At 61.5% G+C, this 16,256-nt stretch carries 12 protein-coding genes; 8 read left to right on the top strand and 4 right to left on the bottom strand.

All coding sequences use genetic code 11. The annotated features are described in order from the left end of the window. The first annotated feature begins 169 nt into the window (after nucleotides 1–169). The 4 genes from AC07UR_RS33120 (at nucleotide 170) to AC07UR_RS33105 (ending at nucleotide 6,338) form a co-directional block, all read left to right on the top strand. Nucleotides 170–2,224, top strand: a complete 2,055-nt coding sequence (locus AC07UR_RS33120) for a type I secretion system permease/ATPase (RefSeq protein ID WP_234942088.1) — start codon at nucleotides 170–172, stop codon at nucleotides 2,222–2,224. A gap of 2 nt (nucleotides 2,225–2,226) precedes the next feature. After that, the gene (locus tag AC07UR_RS33115; protein WP_173423783.1) at nucleotides 2,227–3,576 is read left to right on the top strand and encodes an HlyD family type I secretion periplasmic adaptor subunit; all 1,350 of its coding nucleotides are present in this window, start codon (nucleotides 2,227–2,229) and stop codon (nucleotides 3,574–3,576) included. Nucleotides 3,577–3,745: 169 nt separating this feature from the next. Beyond that, nucleotides 3,746–4,240, top strand: a complete 495-nt coding sequence (locus AC07UR_RS33110; RefSeq protein WP_173423784.1) for a hypothetical protein — start codon at nucleotides 3,746–3,748, stop codon at nucleotides 4,238–4,240. Between the two features lie 331 nt (nucleotides 4,241–4,571). Next, a complete protein-coding gene (locus AC07UR_RS33105) occupies nucleotides 4,572–6,338 on the top strand; it encodes a GNAT family N-acetyltransferase (RefSeq protein WP_209793213.1) in 1,767 nt (588 codons plus the stop codon). 29 nt (nucleotides 6,339–6,367) lie between these two features. Here AC07UR_RS33105 and AC07UR_RS33100 read toward each other — a convergent pair whose 3' ends face one another. Both AC07UR_RS33100 and AC07UR_RS33095 read right to left on the bottom strand, forming a co-directional pair. Then, nucleotides 6,368–6,661 carry a DUF2218 domain-containing protein gene (locus AC07UR_RS33100; RefSeq protein WP_209793211.1) on the bottom strand — a complete coding sequence of 98 codons (294 nt, stop codon included), beginning with the start codon at nucleotides 6,659–6,661 and terminating at the stop codon, nucleotides 6,368–6,370. Nucleotides 6,662–6,753: 92 nt separating this feature from the next. Further along, entirely contained in the window at nucleotides 6,754–7,677 is a 924-nt protein-coding gene (locus AC07UR_RS33095) for a siderophore ABC transporter substrate-binding protein (RefSeq protein ID WP_209793209.1), read from the bottom strand. 309 nt (nucleotides 7,678–7,986) lie between these two features. On the opposite strand from AC07UR_RS33095, the gene AC07UR_RS33090 reads away from it, so the two are divergent. Genes AC07UR_RS33090 through AC07UR_RS33080 form a run of 3 tightly spaced genes read left to right on the top strand, consistent with a single transcriptional unit; the run spans nucleotide 7,987 to nucleotide 10,650 of the window. Next, a complete protein-coding gene (locus AC07UR_RS33090; protein WP_173423788.1) occupies nucleotides 7,987–8,937 on the top strand; it encodes an ABC transporter permease in 951 nt (316 codons plus the stop codon). Continuing rightward, nucleotides 8,927–9,895, top strand: coding sequence for an iron chelate uptake ABC transporter family permease subunit (locus AC07UR_RS33085; protein WP_209793207.1), 969 nt, complete (start codon nucleotides 8,927–8,929; stop codon nucleotides 9,893–9,895). The genes AC07UR_RS33090 and AC07UR_RS33085 overlap by 11 nt, the downstream gene beginning before the upstream one ends. Continuing rightward, complete coding sequence (locus AC07UR_RS33080) at nucleotides 9,892–10,650, top strand: iron ABC transporter ATP-binding protein (RefSeq protein ID WP_209793205.1); 759 nt, start codon at nucleotides 9,892–9,894, stop codon at nucleotides 10,648–10,650. The genes AC07UR_RS33085 and AC07UR_RS33080 overlap by 4 nt, the downstream gene beginning before the upstream one ends. A 10-nt stretch (nucleotides 10,651–10,660) precedes the next feature. Here AC07UR_RS33080 and AC07UR_RS33075 read toward each other — a convergent pair whose 3' ends face one another. Together AC07UR_RS33075 and AC07UR_RS33070 are read right to left on the bottom strand one after the other, a co-directional pair. After that, nucleotides 10,661–13,759 (bottom strand): efflux RND transporter permease subunit, encoded by a 3,099-nt coding sequence (locus tag AC07UR_RS33075; protein WP_209793203.1) that lies wholly within the window; start codon nucleotides 13,757–13,759, stop codon nucleotides 10,661–10,663. Continuing rightward, nucleotides 13,756–14,916 (bottom strand): efflux RND transporter periplasmic adaptor subunit, encoded by a 1,161-nt coding sequence (locus tag AC07UR_RS33070; protein ID WP_494700484.1) that lies wholly within the window; start codon nucleotides 14,914–14,916, stop codon nucleotides 13,756–13,758. Before AC07UR_RS33070 ends, AC07UR_RS33075 begins: the two co-directional genes overlap by 4 nt. Nucleotides 14,917–15,200: 284 nt before the next feature. Here AC07UR_RS33070 and AC07UR_RS33065 point away from each other — a divergent pair, with 284 nt between their 5' ends. Next, nucleotides 15,201–15,800, top strand: coding sequence for a TetR/AcrR family transcriptional regulator (locus AC07UR_RS33065; RefSeq protein WP_173423793.1), 600 nt, complete (start codon nucleotides 15,201–15,203; stop codon nucleotides 15,798–15,800). The last annotated feature ends 456 nt before the right edge of the window (nucleotides 15,801–16,256 follow it).

Here is a 16,256-nt window from a genome sequence, read left to right as displayed (position 1 = left end):
CGACGATTCCGATGCTGAATTGCTGGCCGTTACCCATTCCCTGGCAAACCCCATCCGTCATACCGAGAAAAAACAGGCCGGCTATCATTTCGGGCCGCGGCACGAGGGCGCGTTGTGGCAGAGCCGAGAAAGTGTGCCGCTGCAGGACGTCGAAGCCAAAGTGGTGCCGATGGAAGCACCGATCGTCGAGGTGCCGGTCGCCAAGGTTGCACCGGAACAGGTTCCTCCGGCAGAAGCGCCGCCAGCCAAACCGCTCGACGGACAAGGAAACCCTGCTCAACCGGAAATCACCGCGCGTCGTGGCAACGACAGCGACCCGGCCGATGATGTGAAGAGCCGACCGGGTCGCCCCCTGCCACAGACGATCGACAACGACCCGGGGCCGCTGAAGGAGAATGACCGCCGTCCGACCGTGCGCGATGGCGGCGGCAACAACGGTGTGCCCACCGATGGCAACGGTGGCGGCGGTGGCGGTGGCGGCGACAAGCACACGTTCCACAAGCGTATGGGACCGGTCAATTTTGCCGCGAGCCTGCGCAACGGTATGGCCATCGTTCGCCGCAACATGATGATCGTCATCGCCTTCACCATCGCGATCAACGTGCTGGTCCTCGCCATTCCGATCTATCTGTTCCAGATCTCGGACCGGGTGCTGACCAGCCGCTCGCAGGATACGCTGGTGATGCTGACGATCGCCGTGCTCGGCGCCATCGTCCTTCAGGTCATCCTCGATTCCATCCGCCGCTTCATCCTGATGCGCACGGCGGTCGAAATGGAGGTCCAGCTCGGTGCGCCCATCTTGAGTGCCGCCGCACGAGCATCATTGCACGGCAACGGTCGCGACTATCAGGTGCTGAGCGACCTTCAGCAGCTGCGCTCCTTCATCGTCTCCGGCACCCTGATCTCGTTCCTCGATGCACCTCTGATGCCATTCTTCGTCGTGGTGGTCTACATCATCCAGCCGCAGCTCGGCCTGATCGTCATCATGTGCTGCGTCGTGCTGTTCGTGATCGCCTACCTCAATCAGAAGGCGACGTCACAGCCGTTCAGCGAAGCCAATGCCTTCCTCAGCCGCGCCAATTTCCACCTGGATTCGATGGCGCGCAATTCGCAGATCATCAACGCCCTGGCAATGATCCCGGAAGCGGTGAAGATGTGGGGCCGCGAAACCGCAGGCTCCTTGAAGTCGCAGGTCTACGCTCAGGATCGAAGCATCGTCTTTACCGGCGCGTCGAAGGCGGTGCGGATGTTCACCCAGGTCGCCTTGCTCGGTTGGGGCGCGCACCTGTCGATGGACGGACACATCACCGGCGGCATGGTCATTGCCGCGTCGATCATCTCCGGGCGTGCGCTTGCGCCTGTCGAAGGGGCGATCGAAGGTTGGAACCAGCTCAACCATTCGCGTGCCGCCTATGGCCGGATCAAGCAGCTGCTGGTCAATTCGCCGTTGAACTTCCCGCGATTGCGCCTGCCGAAGCCCGAAGGCCGGCTCGATGTCGAACGCATCCTGTTCGTGCCGCCGCCGCAGAAGCGGGTGATCCTCAACGGCATTTCCTTCTCGCTCAACAAAGGGGAATCGCTCGCCGTCATCGGAAATTCCGGCTCCGGCAAGACGACGCTCGGCAAGATGCTCGTCGGCTCGATCGTTCCGACCTCCGGCAATGTCCGCCTCGACCTCATGGACCTGAGAAACTGGGACCAACGGCAGTTTGGCGAAAGCATCGGCTATCTGCCGCAGGACGTGCAACTCTTCCCGGGCACCATCAAGGCCAACATCTCGCGCATGCGCGACGATGTCGAAGACAGCGCGATCTTTGAAGCGGCCGTTCTTGCCGACGTGCACGAACTGATCGCCTCGTTCCCGCAAGGCTACGAGACGATCGTTGCTGCCGACGGCGCGCCGCTCTCCGGCGGGCAGAAACAGCGCATTGCGCTCGCACGCGCCTTCTTCGGCAACCCGAAATTCGTGGTGCTGGACGAGCCCAATTCCAATCTCGACAGCAATGGCGAGGCGGCGCTTGCCCGGGCGCTGTTGCATGCCAAGAAGCAGGGCATCACCACCGTCACCATCACCCAGCGTCCGGCGCTGCTGCAATGCGTCGACAAGATCATGTTGCTGAACGAAGGCACGGTTGCCATGTTCGGTGCGCGCAACGACGTGCTTGCGGCCATCGGCGCCAAGCCGAAGGACGAGAAGTCCGCACCCCGTATCGCCGGAGAATGACCATGAGCCGCGAGAAAAAGAACGCCGCCGAAGAACATGTCGTCGAGTGGTATTCGGAGGTGCCGCGATCGATCAAGCTGCACAGCATGGCGGGCCTGGCGCTGATCCTCGCCTCATTCGGCGGCTTCGGCTACTGGGCTTTCGCAGCCCCTCTGGCGGCCGCGATCATTGCCCAGGGAAGCTTCGTCGCCAACGGCAACAACAAGATCATCCAGCACCTCGAAGGCGGCATCATCGAGCAGATGCTGGTGGCCGAAGGCGACAAGGTCAAGACCGGCGACATTCTGGTCAAGCTCGATCAGACGCCGTCGCGCGCCAACGAGCGCGCGCTCAATCTGAAGCGGCTGCGTCTGGAGGCGGTGGTCTCGCGGCTGCGCGCCGAAGCCATGGGCAGCGACACGTTCAAGATCCCCGACATCGTCAAGAAAGAGGCGAGCGATCCCGATATCCACGCGATCATCGAGAGCCAGAACGTCAACTTCCACAGCAAGAAGATCAAGCTCGACGATCAGCTGAACCTCATCGACCAGAACATCAAGTCACTGGAGTTCCGCGCCAAAGGCTACGAGCGCCAGCAGGAATCGTTCAACAAGCAACTGGACATTCTCAACGAGGAGCGCGCCGCCAAGAGCAAGCTGGCCGAAAGCGGCCTGATCAAGAAATCGGAACTGATGGCGCTCGACCGCGCTGCTGCCGATGCCATGGGCGAGATCGGCCGACTTGACGCCGAGGTCAAGGAAAGCCTGTCGCAGATCGACCGCTATCGCCAGGAGGCGGTGATCGCCGTCAATGCCAACAAGCAAGCGGCGCTCGATGGACTTGAAGCTGCCGAATCCGACCTCGATGGCGTGCGCGAGCAATTACGCGAGGCAAGCGAAGTTCTCGGCCGTGCCACCATCCGGTCGCCCGTCGACGGCACCGTGGTGCGCAGCTATTTTCACACCGCCGGGGGCGTCATCGCGACGGGCAAGCCGATCATGGAAATTCTGCCGGCCAACGTGCCGCTGATCATCGAGGCGCAGGTGCTGCGAACCTCCATCGATCAATTGCGCGTGGGCGAGGACGCGACCATCCGTCTGTCGGCGCTCAACCGCCGCACGACGCCGGTGCTGAGCGGCAAGGTCTTTTACGTCTCCGCCGACTCGGTCGAAGAGGTAAGCGGCGGCCAGCAGCGGGATGTCTACATCGTCCGCGTCGAGGTTCCCGTCAGCGAGATCCACCGCATCCACGGTTTCCATCCGGTGCCGGGCATGCCGGCGGAAGTGCTGATCACCACGTCGGAGCGCACTTTCTTCGAATATCTGACGAAGCCGATCACCGACAGCATGTCGCGCGCCTTCAAGGAAACCTGAGGCGAAGCGGGGAGGCTGCGAATGAAGTCCGCGCAAGACAGGACCGGCCTGCAGGTTTCGGGTTTTCACCGGCGAGCGGCACGCGCCTTGAAGGCGCGTGTATTTCCGTCAAGATGCGCATCGTCGGTGATGGCAGGGTGCCACCGGTGGCGGATAGGGGAGACGTTTGATGGCAGCGATACACGAGGTGCTTCTGCTTGTCGGCCGCCTCAACTATGTCTGGACCAATACCGAAAGCCTGCTGATCTACGTCATTGCCCATCTGCTGAGTGTCGACAAGGAGCAGGCGATCGTCGTCTTCCTGACCTTGAACACCACGCGCGCCCGCATCGATCTGACCGAACGCCTAGCCAAGCTGCCGGCGATCCCCGTCGACACGCGCGACAACGTTCTTTCGATCATGGACCGGCTGAAGCAGCAGTCGAAGATGCGCAACAAGTACAACCATTGCATCTACTCCTTCGACGAGCAGGGCGAGATTTCCAGCACCCAGCTGATGCGCCTGGTGGAAGGCGACAAGGACATACGCTACGGCAAGGTCGAGCAGCTCGATGCCCGCGAGCTGGAGCGGCTCGAAGCCGCAATCCAGGAGATCACCGAGATCAGCAAAAGCCTGTGGGCGTTCATTCGCTCCCGGCCGAATTTCGACGAGCGTTCGATCTAGAGCGTTTCCGGTCTAGACAGCGTCACAGAAACGCTCTGGCACCCAGTTTTTGCGCATTTCCTGACGGAAAACCGCTTCGCACTTTTCCTGGAAATGCTCTGGCACTCAGTTTTCACGCATTTCCTGACGGAAAACCGCTTCGCACTTTTCCTGGAAATGCTCTTGAGGCGGAAGCGTGGCCTCGATCGTCCGTAGACGACACGGCGCATTCGGATGATATCATTAGTACAGCCGAGCTATGGTTTGACTAGTACCTAAGGTCGTTTTGCAAACAAACGAGCCGGATATATTCTTTAATAATTGTATTTTTTAGTTGCGTACCGAGGGCGTTATGAAAATAGATATTTTTGAGACTTTAGAAGAATTTGAGAAAATTCGCGAAGATTGGGACAGGATCTATTTCGAAGATCCAGAAGCCCATCTGTTTCTTTCCTGGCAATGGCTGCACAAGTATCTGTCGCACCGTCATCGCTGGTTTGTTCTGGCGCTGAAGCAGGAAGGCGATGCCCATTACTGCGCCTTCCTGCCATTGAAGGTATCGACCTACCAGGACGAAAAGACCAACCTCTTCTGCGACGAAATCCGGATGGCGGGCAACTACGGTGCCGATTACACCGGCTTCCTGTGTCGGCCCGGCCTGGAGGACGCGGCGGCCGATGCCTTCTCCGCCTATATCGGCAGGGAGAACTGGACGACCCTCACGTTCGATTATTTCTACACCGCCTCTTCGCGGCTCGATCGTCTTCTGGCGGCCTTTCCGCAAACCGAATTCTCGCAGAAAAGCAACGAGCGCAGCAATTCTGACAACATCGACAATACCATCTGCCCCTATGTGGTCCTGCCGGAAAGCTGGGAGGCGTATCTCGCAACGCATATGAGCGCCCAGACCCGCCAGAAACTCAGACGCTTCATGCGCATGGTCGAGGCGTCGTCCGACTACCGCATTACACACGCGACGAGTGAGACGATCGAACGTGATCTCGACACGCTGTTCCGGCTGTGGCGCATCAAATGGGCGGAGCGCAAGGGCAGCAAGGTCGACCGCCTGATCACCTTGACAAGGGAGATGCTGCTCGACGCTTTCAATCAGGGTGCGCTCGACGTTCCCGTTCTCTGGTATCAGGACCGGCCGCTCGGTGTGCTTGCCAATCTGCTCGATCGGCAGAAGAAGACGGTTCTGTTCTACATCACCGGTCGCGACGAGGAATGGACCACCCCTTCCCCAGGGCTTTTGCTGCACGGCTTTTCCATTCGCGATGCGATTGCCGAGGGATACCGGATCTACGACTTCCTGCGCGGCAATGAGGCCTATAAATACGCCTTCGGTGTCGAGGAACGCCGTATTCGCAGCATGCTTGTCAGAACGCTATCCGGCCGCAATCTGCGCAACTGCCTCAACCCGCGCAGCATCGAACATGTCTACGAGCGCGCCGTTGAGCTACACAAGCAGGGACGGCTGGATCGGGCAGAACCCGGTTACCGGCAGGTCATCCACACCATGCCGACACACACCCGCGCCCGCTATGGCCTCGCCCAGCTTTTCGACGACAAGGGCGAGCACGACGAGGCCGAGTATCTCTATAAGGGGCTGCTTGCGACGATGCCGGGTGCCGGCAAGATCCAGCACCGGCTCGGGGACAGCCAGATGGCGCAGGGACACTACGGCGAAGCAGCCGAAACCTTCGAAGCACTGCTCGCCCGCCACCCGCTCCTCAGCCTCGTGCGCTACAAGCTCGGCGTCGCCTTGTGCGCAACTGGCCGAGGCGAGGAAGCCCTCGGAATTTTCACGAGCTTCGAAGACATCCTCTCGGACGATCCGGATCACCTGCGCTGCAAGTTGAAAGCACGTGACGCTGTCATTCGCCTGAGGGAAGCATTGCAAGGCCAACAGGACGAGGTTCCCGAACCAGCGCAAACCCCGGTGTCAATCCCATCGCCGCCGAGGGTCCTGGTGGCGCCGAAACGAACGCTCGATGCATCCGTGCGGCTCCCGACGGCACCTCCCTTGCTTGAACCATCGCTGCCATCAGGCATTTCGGCGCACCTGCAGGCCCGGCCGGGCAAGCCTGGAGAAACAGGGTCACGAATAAAGCATTGAAGGCGTGGAAGCAGGAGACGACCGACCGCTCACTCCGCGGTTTCGGTCCAGTCGAGAGCCTTCAGCTCCTCGCGAAATGCGAAGCGGATGATGTGGCGTTCGATCACGTCCTTGCATTCCGCCAGCGCCTCGGCATCTGGCGATTCCGCGACGAACGACAGCTGATGTCCGTGGGCAGTCATGCGCGCGGTGCTCACACCAATCGCCGCCACCGAATCCACTTCGGTATATTCGACCGATGTCTTGTGCGCAAAATGCTTGGACATCTGCTGCAGGTATTGCGAGGCGCGTTCGGTGGTAAAACCGCTCGTGGCTTTCAACATAGTCTTCTCCAATCTGCATGGGATCGATGGGCAGGCAAAGGCACGACGAGGGGCGGCATGATCTCCAGCCGCCCCTCGTGAAAAGTTCAAGCCTATTTCTTGCTCAGCGCTTGCGTCAGCTGATCGACGATATCCTGTTCGGATTTCAGACCCGAGCTTGTCAGGTAAAGCTTGGCTGAATCGAGATAGACGACCCGCTCGTTCTTCCAGGCCTTGGTCTGGCGCACCAGTTCGTTGTCGAGGAGGGCCGCGGCCGGCTGGCCTTCCTGGCCGATCGCCGCGTCGCGGTCGACGACGAAGATCCAGTCCGGATTGGTCTCGAGGATATATTCGTAGGACACTGCCTGCCCGTGCGTTGCGACCTCGAGCTTCGGATCGGCCGGCTCGACGCCGAAGATGTCGTGGATTTCGCCGAAGCGCGAACCCTTGCCGTAGGCGCTGATCTTGCCGCCGGTCGTCAGCAGAATGAGGCCGGTGCCGGCATCCTTGGCGACACCCTGCAGCTTGACGATCGAGGCGTCGAGCTTGTCCGACGCAGCCTTGATTTCCGCCTCTTTGCCGAAGATCTGGCCGAGAATGGCGGCGTTCTTCTTGACGCTGCCGATCAGGTCCTTGTCGTCGTTGGTCAGGTCGATGGTCGGCGCGAGCTTGGCAAGCTCAGCATATTTCGACTGCGAACGGCCGCCGACGATGATCAGATCGGGTTCGGCAGCATTGACCGCCTCATAGTCCGGTTCAAACAACGTACCGATCTTCGGATAGGTATCTGACTTGTATTTTTCGAGGGACGGCGGGATGGCAGAACCGGGAACGCCGGCGACAGGCACGCCGAGCATATCCAGAGTTTCGAGCATGCCAAAATCATAAACCAGCACCGTCTTCGGGGACTTTTCGACATCCGCCGTGCCGCTGCTGTGCTCGATTTTCAACGTTTCGGCGCCAGCGGCAGGCGCCAGAGCCAGGACGGCCGTCAGGACGGCGCCACGAAGAGCATTAGAAAATAGAGATACATTCATGACTTATTTCCTCATGTTTTAAGCCGTCCTAGCGCGATTTTCCAAAGAGGGCAACAAGCCCGTTTGCTGTCGTGCAAAAGCGACGAGCCAGCATGCGACCATCCGACAATGGCGCTTGGCACGACGAAACTTGACTAACCATCTCATATATATGAAGGAAGCTCAGTTCCCGTCCGCCGCTTGGCGGTGCCGAGACGGATGCAAGTAAAACCGATCTCAAGTTGCTCGGAGGCAACGGAAGGATGAACGGCAACAAGCGGGCCACGAAGGGCCATTCACTGAAGCACCGGCGCACGTAAAGACCGATCGATGAAGTCACTCCTGATTGCCGTCCCCGTCATCCTGCTGCTTGCCGTCGTCAGCGTCCTGACCGGTGTCGGCAGCCTCGCCTCCGGGCTTGACGGCGACGGGCGCGGCTGGTTGCTGATCGTCGAAAGCCGGGTGCCGCGTACGCTTGCACTGATGCTCGCCGGAACCGGGCTCGCCGTCGCCGGCACCATCATGCAGATGCTCGCCCGCAACCGCTTCGTCGAACCATCGACCGCAGGTACGGCGGAATCGGCGGCGCTTGGAATGCTCGTGACGATGATCTTCGCGCCCACTTTGCCGGTCGCCGGCAAGATGGCCGTGGCCGCCCTCACTGCGCTCGCCGGCACGGCACTGTTCCTCAAGATTCTGCGCCAGATCCCGCTCCGTTCAGTGCTGATGGTGCCTCTTGTCGGCATCATGCTCGGCGGCGTCATCAGCGCGGTCACCACCTTCATCGCCTACCGATACGACATGATGCAGTCGATGGGCGCCTGGATGTCGGGCGATTTCTCCGGCGTGCTGCGCGGCCGCTACGAACTGTTGTGGATCGCTTTTGCCCTGACGCTGATCGCCTATGTTACCGCTGCCCGTTTCACCGTCATCGGGATGGGCGAGGACATCGCCCGCAATGTCGGCCTCGACTACAACAAGGTCGTGACGCTCGGGCTTTGCATCGTATCGATGGTGACGGCCACGGTCGTCGCCACCGTCGGCATGGTGCCGTTCCTGGGGTTGATCGTGCCGAATGTCATCAGCCTCGTGGTCGGTGACAATCTCAGGCGCACCCTGCCGCTGATCGCCGCCACCGGTGCAGGGCTGGTGCTCGCCTGCGACATCGTCGGCCGCATGATCATCGCACCTTACGAGATCCCGGTCGGAACGGTCATGGGTGTCATCGGCAGCGTTGTCTTCCTCTATCTGTTGCTGTCGAGGCGCGCCCATGCAGGCTGACATCAAGAGGGTATCGCCCGCCGGAACGCTGCTTGTGACGGCAGTGCTCGCGCTCCTGTCGATGCTGGCCTTCATGACGCTTGGCGCCAAGGGAAGCTGGGCGTTCATCCTCTCCTTCCGCGGCACCAAGCTTGCGGGCATGATCCTCGTCGCCTATGCGATCGCCGTCTCGACCATTCTCTTCCAGACCATCTCCGGAAACCGCATCCTGACACCATCGATCATTGGCTTCGATGCGATGTACGCGCTGCTGCAGACCGTCATGGTGTTCGCGCTCGGGGCGGCAGGCGCCAACGCCGTCGACCCGCGGCTTCAGTTCGTCATCGAGACGGCGGCAATGGTCGGCTTTTCCGTGCTTCTGTTCCGGGCGCTGTTTTCAGGCGCCACCCGCAGCCTGCATCTCCTGATGCTCGTCGGCATCATTCTCGGCGGCCTGTTCCGCAGCCTCTCGTCCTTCCTGCAGCGGATCCTCGATCCCAACGAGTTCGTGGTGCTGCAGGATCGGCTGTTTGCCAGCTTCAACACCGTCAATGCCGATCTGCTCGGCATTTCCGCCATCGCCGTCGCTGCAGTCACCTTCGTTCTCTGGCGGCTGTTTCCGACATTCGACGTGCTGTCGCTCGGCCGTGAAAGCGCCATCGGCCTCGGTGTCGATCATCACCGCACAGTCACCATCCTGCTCGTGCTCATCGCCGTCCTCGTCTCGGTTTCCACGGCGCTGGTCGGACCGGTAACGTTCTTCGGCCTTCTGGTCGCAAGCCTCGCCTGGCAGATCAGCCCGACGGCGAGCCACCGTTTCGTGCTGCCGATCGCTGTCTGCCTTGCCATCGTCACGCTGGTCGGCGGCCAGGTGATCCTGGAGCGGCTCTTTGCCTTCAACACCGCGCTCAGCATCGTCATCGAATTCGTCGGTGGTCTTGTCTTCATCTTCCTGCTTGTCCGAGGCTCCGTCCGATGATCGAAATCCGCGATGTCACCAAATCCTACGGCAGCAACGCTGTCGTCGACCGGGTCTCGATGACGCTTCCAACCGGTGGGCTGACCTCGATCATCGGTCCGAACGGTGCAGGCAAATCAACGCTGCTGTCGATCGTCAGCCGCCTGATGCCGATGGATAGGGGACAGGTTCTGGTCGACGGGCTCGACGTCAGCCGCACGGCGGGCGACGTGCTTGCCCGCCGCCTGTCGATCATGCGCCAGGACAACCATATCACCGCACGCCTCAGCGTACGCGACCTCGTCGCCTTCGGTCGCTACCCCTATTCGAAGGGCCGGCTGACGGCGGGTGACGTCAAGCATATCGAACGCTCGATCGCCTATGTCGGGCTCAAGGCCTTCGAGCACCGGTTCCTCGACGAGTTGTCCGGCGGCCAACGCCAGCGCGCCTTCATCGCCATGGTGCTCTGCCAGGATACCGACTACATGCTGTTCGATGAACCGTTGAACAACCTCGACATGAAACACGCAGTCGAGACGATGAAGCTGCTGCGGCGCCTGGCCGACGATTTCGCCAAGACCGTTGTCGTCGTGCTGCACGACATCAACTTCGCCTCTGCCTATTCCGATCGCATCGTCGCCATGCGCGACGGCAGGCTTGCCTTCGAAGGTACACCGAAGGACATGATCGAGCCGTCACGCCTGCAGGCGATCTTCGATGTCGACTGCCGCGTACACGCCGTCGGCGACACACGGCTCGTCAACTATTTCGAATAGGCCGCGCGGTTCAATGAGACGAGCCGGACAGGATGGGGTTGCCGCTGCGGGCCGCGTCGGCGATCTTGTCCTCGTCGGTCACCGATGACAGGCGCTTCAACCGGCGGCCGAGGCGAACGCTGACATCATCCATCACCGTGAACATCACCGGCACGAAGACGAGACTCAACATCGTCGATGTGATCAACCCGCCGATCACGGCAATCGCCATCGGCGCGCGGAAGGCCGCATCGGCACCAACGCCGATCGCCGCCGGCACCATGCCGGCAACCATGGCGATCGTCGTCATGATGATCGGGCGGGCGCGGGTGGTGCCTGCCGTGAGCAAGGCCGCTCGCCGGTCCGCTCCTTCGTTGCGGCAGACGATCGCGTGGTCGACCAGCAGGATCGAGTTCTTGCAAACAATACCCATCAACATCAGGATACCGATCGTCGAGGACAGATCGAGCGCAGCGCCAAAGAGAATGAGCGCGAGCGCTGCACCGCCGATCGACAGGGGCAAGGCAATCAGGATGGTCACAGGCTGCAGAAAGTCCTTGAACAGGAGGACGAGCACCGCCGCAACCATCAGGATGCCGGCGAGCAAGGCAAGTGCGAAGTTGCGGAACATTTCCGACATATATTCCGCTTCGCCGTAATTCGCCTGCGAAACGCCTGATGGCATTTTGCTCATCGCCGGCAGGGCGGAGACCGCGTCGAACGCCGTGCCAAGCGTGATGCCGTTGAGATTGGCCTCTACCGCCATCAGGCGCTTGCGGTTGAGGCGTTCGACACTGCCCTCCTCGGCGCCGAAGGAAATATCGGCCACGGACGTCAGCGGCACCAGCTTGCCGGAATTGGTCCCCACCCTGAGATTGCGCAGCGTATCGAAATCCGCCCGGGCCCCCTCGTCGAGCATCACGCGGATCGGCACCTGCCGGTTGCCGAGATTGAACCGCGCCGAATTGCTTTCGCTGTCGCCCATGGTGGCGATGCGCGCAACCGTGCCGATCGACGTCACCGAGACCCCGAGGCGGGCCGCCTCGTCGAGACGCGGCTTCACCAGCAATTCGGGCGATAGCAGCGGTTCGGTCGACTGCACGTTGACGAGGCCCGGCATCGCCCGCATCTCTCTTTCGAGCTGGCGCACCGCCTGGGTCAGCGCCTCCGCGTCGTCGCTGGTCAGATAGATCGACAGGTCCTTCGCCCCCTGCTCGGAGGCAAAGGTCGCCTGGATGTCCGGGGTCTCGACGAGCAATGGACGCAGGGACAGCTCGAACGATTTTCGGTCGAGCTCGCGCTCCTTGCGCGGGCGAAGCTTGATCAGCAGGTCAACCCGGTTGAGGCTGTCAGCCGTCGCAAGCACGCTGTCCACTTCCGGGCGCTCTTTGATCTCGCGGGTCAGCTCATCCGAGACGCGGGCCGTTTCCTCGAGCCGCGTGCCCGGCGGCAATGTCACCTTCAAGGTCGAGAGGTTGCTGTCGCTCGTCGGCAGGAAACCGGTGGGCAACATCGTCAAAAGCGCGATCGAACCGATGAAGATGAGGGCGACGATGGAGAGCGCCGTCTTGCGATGATCGAGCGTCCAGCCGAGCACCCGGACATAGGCATCGCCGATGCGCGACCGCTTGGCCTCATGATGAGGTGCTGATTTCGGTCGGAGCAGATAGGCTGCCATCAACGGCGTCAGGAGGCGGGCAACTGCAAGGGAGAACAGCACGGCGATAGCGACCGTCAGGCCGAACTGCTTGAAATACTGCCCGACCGCACCGCCGATGAAGCTGACGGGCGCGAACACCGCAACGATTGTCAGCGTCGTCGCAACAATCGCAAGCCCGATTGCGTCGGCTGCATCGATCGCGGCTAGGAAGGGCCGCTTACCCATGTCCACGTGCCGCTCGATGTTTTCGATTTCGACGATGGCGTCATCGACAAGAATGCCGATGACAAGCGTCAGCGCCAGCAGGCTGATACTGTTCAAGGTGAAACCGAGAAAATCCATGACCATGAAGGTCGGCAGGATCGACAGCGGCATGGCAAGCGCCGAGATCAACGTTGCCCGCCAGTTGCGCAGGAACGCGAAGACGACCACGATCGTCAGGGCTGCCCCTTCCAGCAGCGCCGTCACCGCCGCATCGTAGCTTTCCTTGGTGTATTCGACCAGCGAGATCAGTTCCTTGATCTCGATGCCGGGTGTGCGCGCCTGGATTTCAGCCAACCGCGCGGCAACGCGATCGGCAACCACCGTATCGCTCGCACCCTTGCTGCGCGACACCGAGAAGCTGACGACCGGTTCGCCGTCGAGCCGGGCGAAATTGCGCGGTTCGGAAGACGTGTCCTCGATCTTCGACACGTCCGAGAGCTGGACCCAGCGGCCGCCCGAAATGGGTACCGACAGGCGCGAAAGATCCTCAACCGATGTGGCGCTGCCGATCGTGCGGATCGATTGCTCCCGCCCGCCGATCTCGCCACGCCCGCTCGGCACATTGGTGTTGAGTTCGCGCATCGCGGTGTTGACCTGATCGGCAGTGACGCCCAGTGCCAGCAGCCGCTCCGGATCGAGCGAAACGCGAACCTCGCGGTTGACGCCACCGAGACGCTGAACCTTCTGCACGCCCGGAAGCGTCAGCAGCTCGCTGTTCAGGGTGTCGTCGACAAACCATGACAGCTCGACCGCGGACATGTTGGGCGCGCGCACGGTGTAGTAAATGATGGCGCTGCCATCGACGTCGACGCGCGACACCACCGGCTCCTGGATCGACTGCGGCAGATCGGAGCGGATTTGGGCGACCGCCTCGCGCACGTCGTTGGCAGCGCGATCCGGGTCGGTGCCGATCTTGAACTCGACCGTCGTCGTCGAGATGCCGTTGGCGACCGTCGAGCGAATGTGATTGACGGCAACCAGGCCGGCCGCCACGCCCTCGACGCGACGCGTGACCTGCGTTTCCATTTCCGCTGGCTGGGCGCTCGGTTGGGTGATCGTCACGGTCACGACGGGAAACGAGACGCTCGGATTTGCGTTGACCGGCAGGCGAAGGAAAGAGGCGATGCCGACCAGCGTCAAGACGACGAACAGGACGATGGTCGGAACGGGCTTACGGATCGCCCAGGCGGAGATGTTGCTGGTCATTTCTGCACGCCTGTCTGAGCGGGAACAACGTCCTTGGTGGCGACGGCCTCGCCCTCGCGGAGAGAAACGCCGGCCTTGGCAACAACGCGCTCGCCGACGTCCAGACCCGATAGGATCTCCACCTTGCCGTTCTGGCGCATTCCGGCCTGGACAGTCTTGCGCTTGACCTTCCCGCCCTCGACGATGAACACCGAGGGCATGCCGTCCGGGGTGCCGTAAAGCAGCGCTGAATCGTCGACCATGATCGCCGCGCGTTCGGCCACGACGATTTCCGCCCGGCCGAACGTTCCGGCATAGGGGGGCTTGTCGGTCTTCAGCGTTATCTTGGCCGTGCCGAGCCGTGTCTCGCTATCGATCTTCGGATTGATCACCCGGACCTGGCCTTCGATCGCGTCCGTGCGGCCGGAAAGCTTGACCTTTACTTTCTGACCGACGGCAAGCAAGGGCAACTCGCTTTCCGGAATTTCGGCAGCAAGCTCGATTTCGCCGTCGCGGATGAGCCGCATCAGCGGCTCCGTTCCGGCGAGCGCGCCGGCGCGGGCAAGCCGTTCGGAAACGATACCGGCGGCCGGGGCGACGATCACGGCCCGCTCGAGCTTGCGGCGTGCCTCGGCCAAGAGCGCCTGGGCCTGTGCGTCGTCGGCGCACGCCACCTTCACCGCCTCGAGCGCAATGGCCACGGCCGAAACCCGTTCTTCAAGGAACGTTTCTGCCTTCAGATGGCGCAGTTGCCGGGCGCGATCGAGCTTCTTTTCCTCCTGCCGGACAGTCTCTTCCTGCTGGGCAACCGCCGCACTGGAGCGCGCCACCCGCCCTTCCGCCTCACGCAGAAAATTTTCCAGCATCTCGGTTTCGAGACGGGCGAGCACCTGGCCGGCAACTACACGGTCGCCGACCTCGACCTCGACCTTGGCGATCCGTTGCTCGGTCAGTGTCGTCCCGACAGCGATTTCTTCCCGGGCGACGAAAATGCCCGCGAAGGAGCGCAACCATTTCTGCGGCTGCCTGTCGGCCACGAGCGTTGAAACGGTGCGGCTTGCGGCGTGGATATCGGCGCTGACGGATGCCGCCGCCTCGTTGGCGCGAACCTGACCCGCAGTCGCAGCAAGCGCGAAGACGGCGACGATGGCTGCATTCAGAGCTGGAGAACGTCTCATTCTGGTTGGCTTTCGCTGACGGAACCGGACGTCGCCACCACTCTGGCAGCAAGCACAACGTCGACGGCTCCTGATTATCGCGTTCGGAAGAAATTATTTATTCGATCAGTCAATCTAATAATTTCATTCGATAAACGCGTCAAGAGTAAGGCGATCACATACAATCATTGCGGGAGCATGGCGTCATCCGTCATCAGGGCACTTCTCTTGACATCGTACGCGCCTGCACCGCATACCAGATCGATTAGTCTATTAAAGAAACTGGACCATTGGGGAGAAGCACGATGCGCAAGATCGACCCGGAGAAACATGCGGCAAGGCGGCAAGTCATCCTCGACGCCGCCATCGCCTGTTTTGCCCGCAAGGGGTTTCACGGCACATCGACCGCGGAAATCTGTGCCGAGGCAGGGATGAGCCCAGGCAATCTCTTTCATTATTTTCCGACCAAGCACGCCATCATCGCCGCGATCGTGGAGGAGGAACGTCAAGAAACGGCGGAGTTTTTCCGCGAACTCCATGAAGCGCCTGATCTTTTCGCCGCACTTCTGGGCTTCATGGACGTCGTGCTGGGTTTGGCAGCCGACCCCGTCTATTCCAGCCTGGCGCTGGAAATCGCCGCAGAGGCCATGCGCGACGAACACATCGGCGAACTGGTTGCCGCGAACGACGCGGAGCTGCGCGCCGCACTTTCCGCCGTCATCAAGGCCGCGCACGAGCGCGGACAGATCGACACCGCAATCGGTCCGGAAGCGGGTGCGCGGTGGATCGCCGCGATGATCGACGGCATTTTCGGCCGGATCGCCGTCGACCCCGGCTTCAAGCCGGAGCAGGAGCGCCCGATGATGCACCTGCTGCTGACCCGCTTTCTCTGTCCGCAACGCTGAGCCATTCAGCCCACCGGACCAGGCAGAGTGCGAGCCGCCTAGGACAAGGTCGAGAGAGTTTGGAAGATGCGGCCTCGGCGCTCAGTTGCTGGCAGTGCTGTGGCCGCATCTGGCGGCATCATCGAAATGTCATGGTATCGATCCAACTCCGGCGCGACACCGTCGGATCGAAGCCTCCTACAGGCCGGGAGGAATGGCCAGCGCCTGCGTCGCCAACATGGGCGCCGCGTCCGCTTATGTCGGCGTGAGAGGTGGTCCTCCCTCAGCCGACTGGGATGGTTCCCACAGATGCTCCGGCCACCTCCCCGCACTGCACGGTCTTGTTGTTTTCTTTTGCGTGGCCTCAGAACGCCAAAAGCCCGCCGACCTCTTGGTCTGGCGGGCTTTTGTTTGATTTGGTTGCGGGGGCAGGATTTGAACCTGCGGCCTTCAGGTTATGAGCCTGACGAGCTACCG

The organism is Ensifer sp. GW821-FHT05G01 (assembly GCF_059419585.1).
Note: the sequence above shows the minus strand (reverse complement) of the source record. Positions and strands in the feature narration are given on the sequence as shown.

Coding starts and splice junctions, on each gene's coding strand:
- AC07UR_RS33120 (WP_234942088.1), top strand. CDS start 170: ATGGAAGCACCGATCGTCGAGGTGCCGGTCGCCAAGGTTGCACCGGAA.
- AC07UR_RS33115 (WP_173423783.1), top strand. CDS start 2,227: ATGAGCCGCGAGAAAAAGAACGCCGCCGAAGAACATGTCGTCGAGTGG.
- AC07UR_RS33110 (WP_173423784.1), top strand. CDS start 3,746: ATGGCAGCGATACACGAGGTGCTTCTGCTTGTCGGCCGCCTCAACTAT.
- AC07UR_RS33105 (WP_209793213.1), top strand. CDS start 4,572: ATGAAAATAGATATTTTTGAGACTTTAGAAGAATTTGAGAAAATTCGC.
- AC07UR_RS33100 (WP_209793211.1), bottom strand. CDS start 6,661: ATGTTGAAAGCCACGAGCGGTTTTACCACCGAACGCGCCTCGCAATAC.
- AC07UR_RS33095 (WP_209793209.1), bottom strand. CDS start 7,677: ATGAATGTATCTCTATTTTCTAATGCTCTTCGTGGCGCCGTCCTGACG.
- AC07UR_RS33090 (WP_173423788.1), top strand. CDS start 7,987: ATGAAGTCACTCCTGATTGCCGTCCCCGTCATCCTGCTGCTTGCCGTC.
- AC07UR_RS33085 (WP_209793207.1), top strand. CDS start 8,927: ATGCAGGCTGACATCAAGAGGGTATCGCCCGCCGGAACGCTGCTTGTG.
- AC07UR_RS33080 (WP_209793205.1), top strand. CDS start 9,892: ATGATCGAAATCCGCGATGTCACCAAATCCTACGGCAGCAACGCTGTC.
- AC07UR_RS33075 (WP_209793203.1), bottom strand. CDS start 13,759: ATGACCAGCAACATCTCCGCCTGGGCGATCCGTAAGCCCGTTCCGACC.
- AC07UR_RS33070 (WP_494700484.1), bottom strand. CDS start 14,916: ATGAGACGTTCTCCAGCTCTGAATGCAGCCATCGTCGCCGTCTTCGCG.
- AC07UR_RS33065 (WP_173423793.1), top strand. CDS start 15,201: ATGCGCAAGATCGACCCGGAGAAACATGCGGCAAGGCGGCAAGTCATC.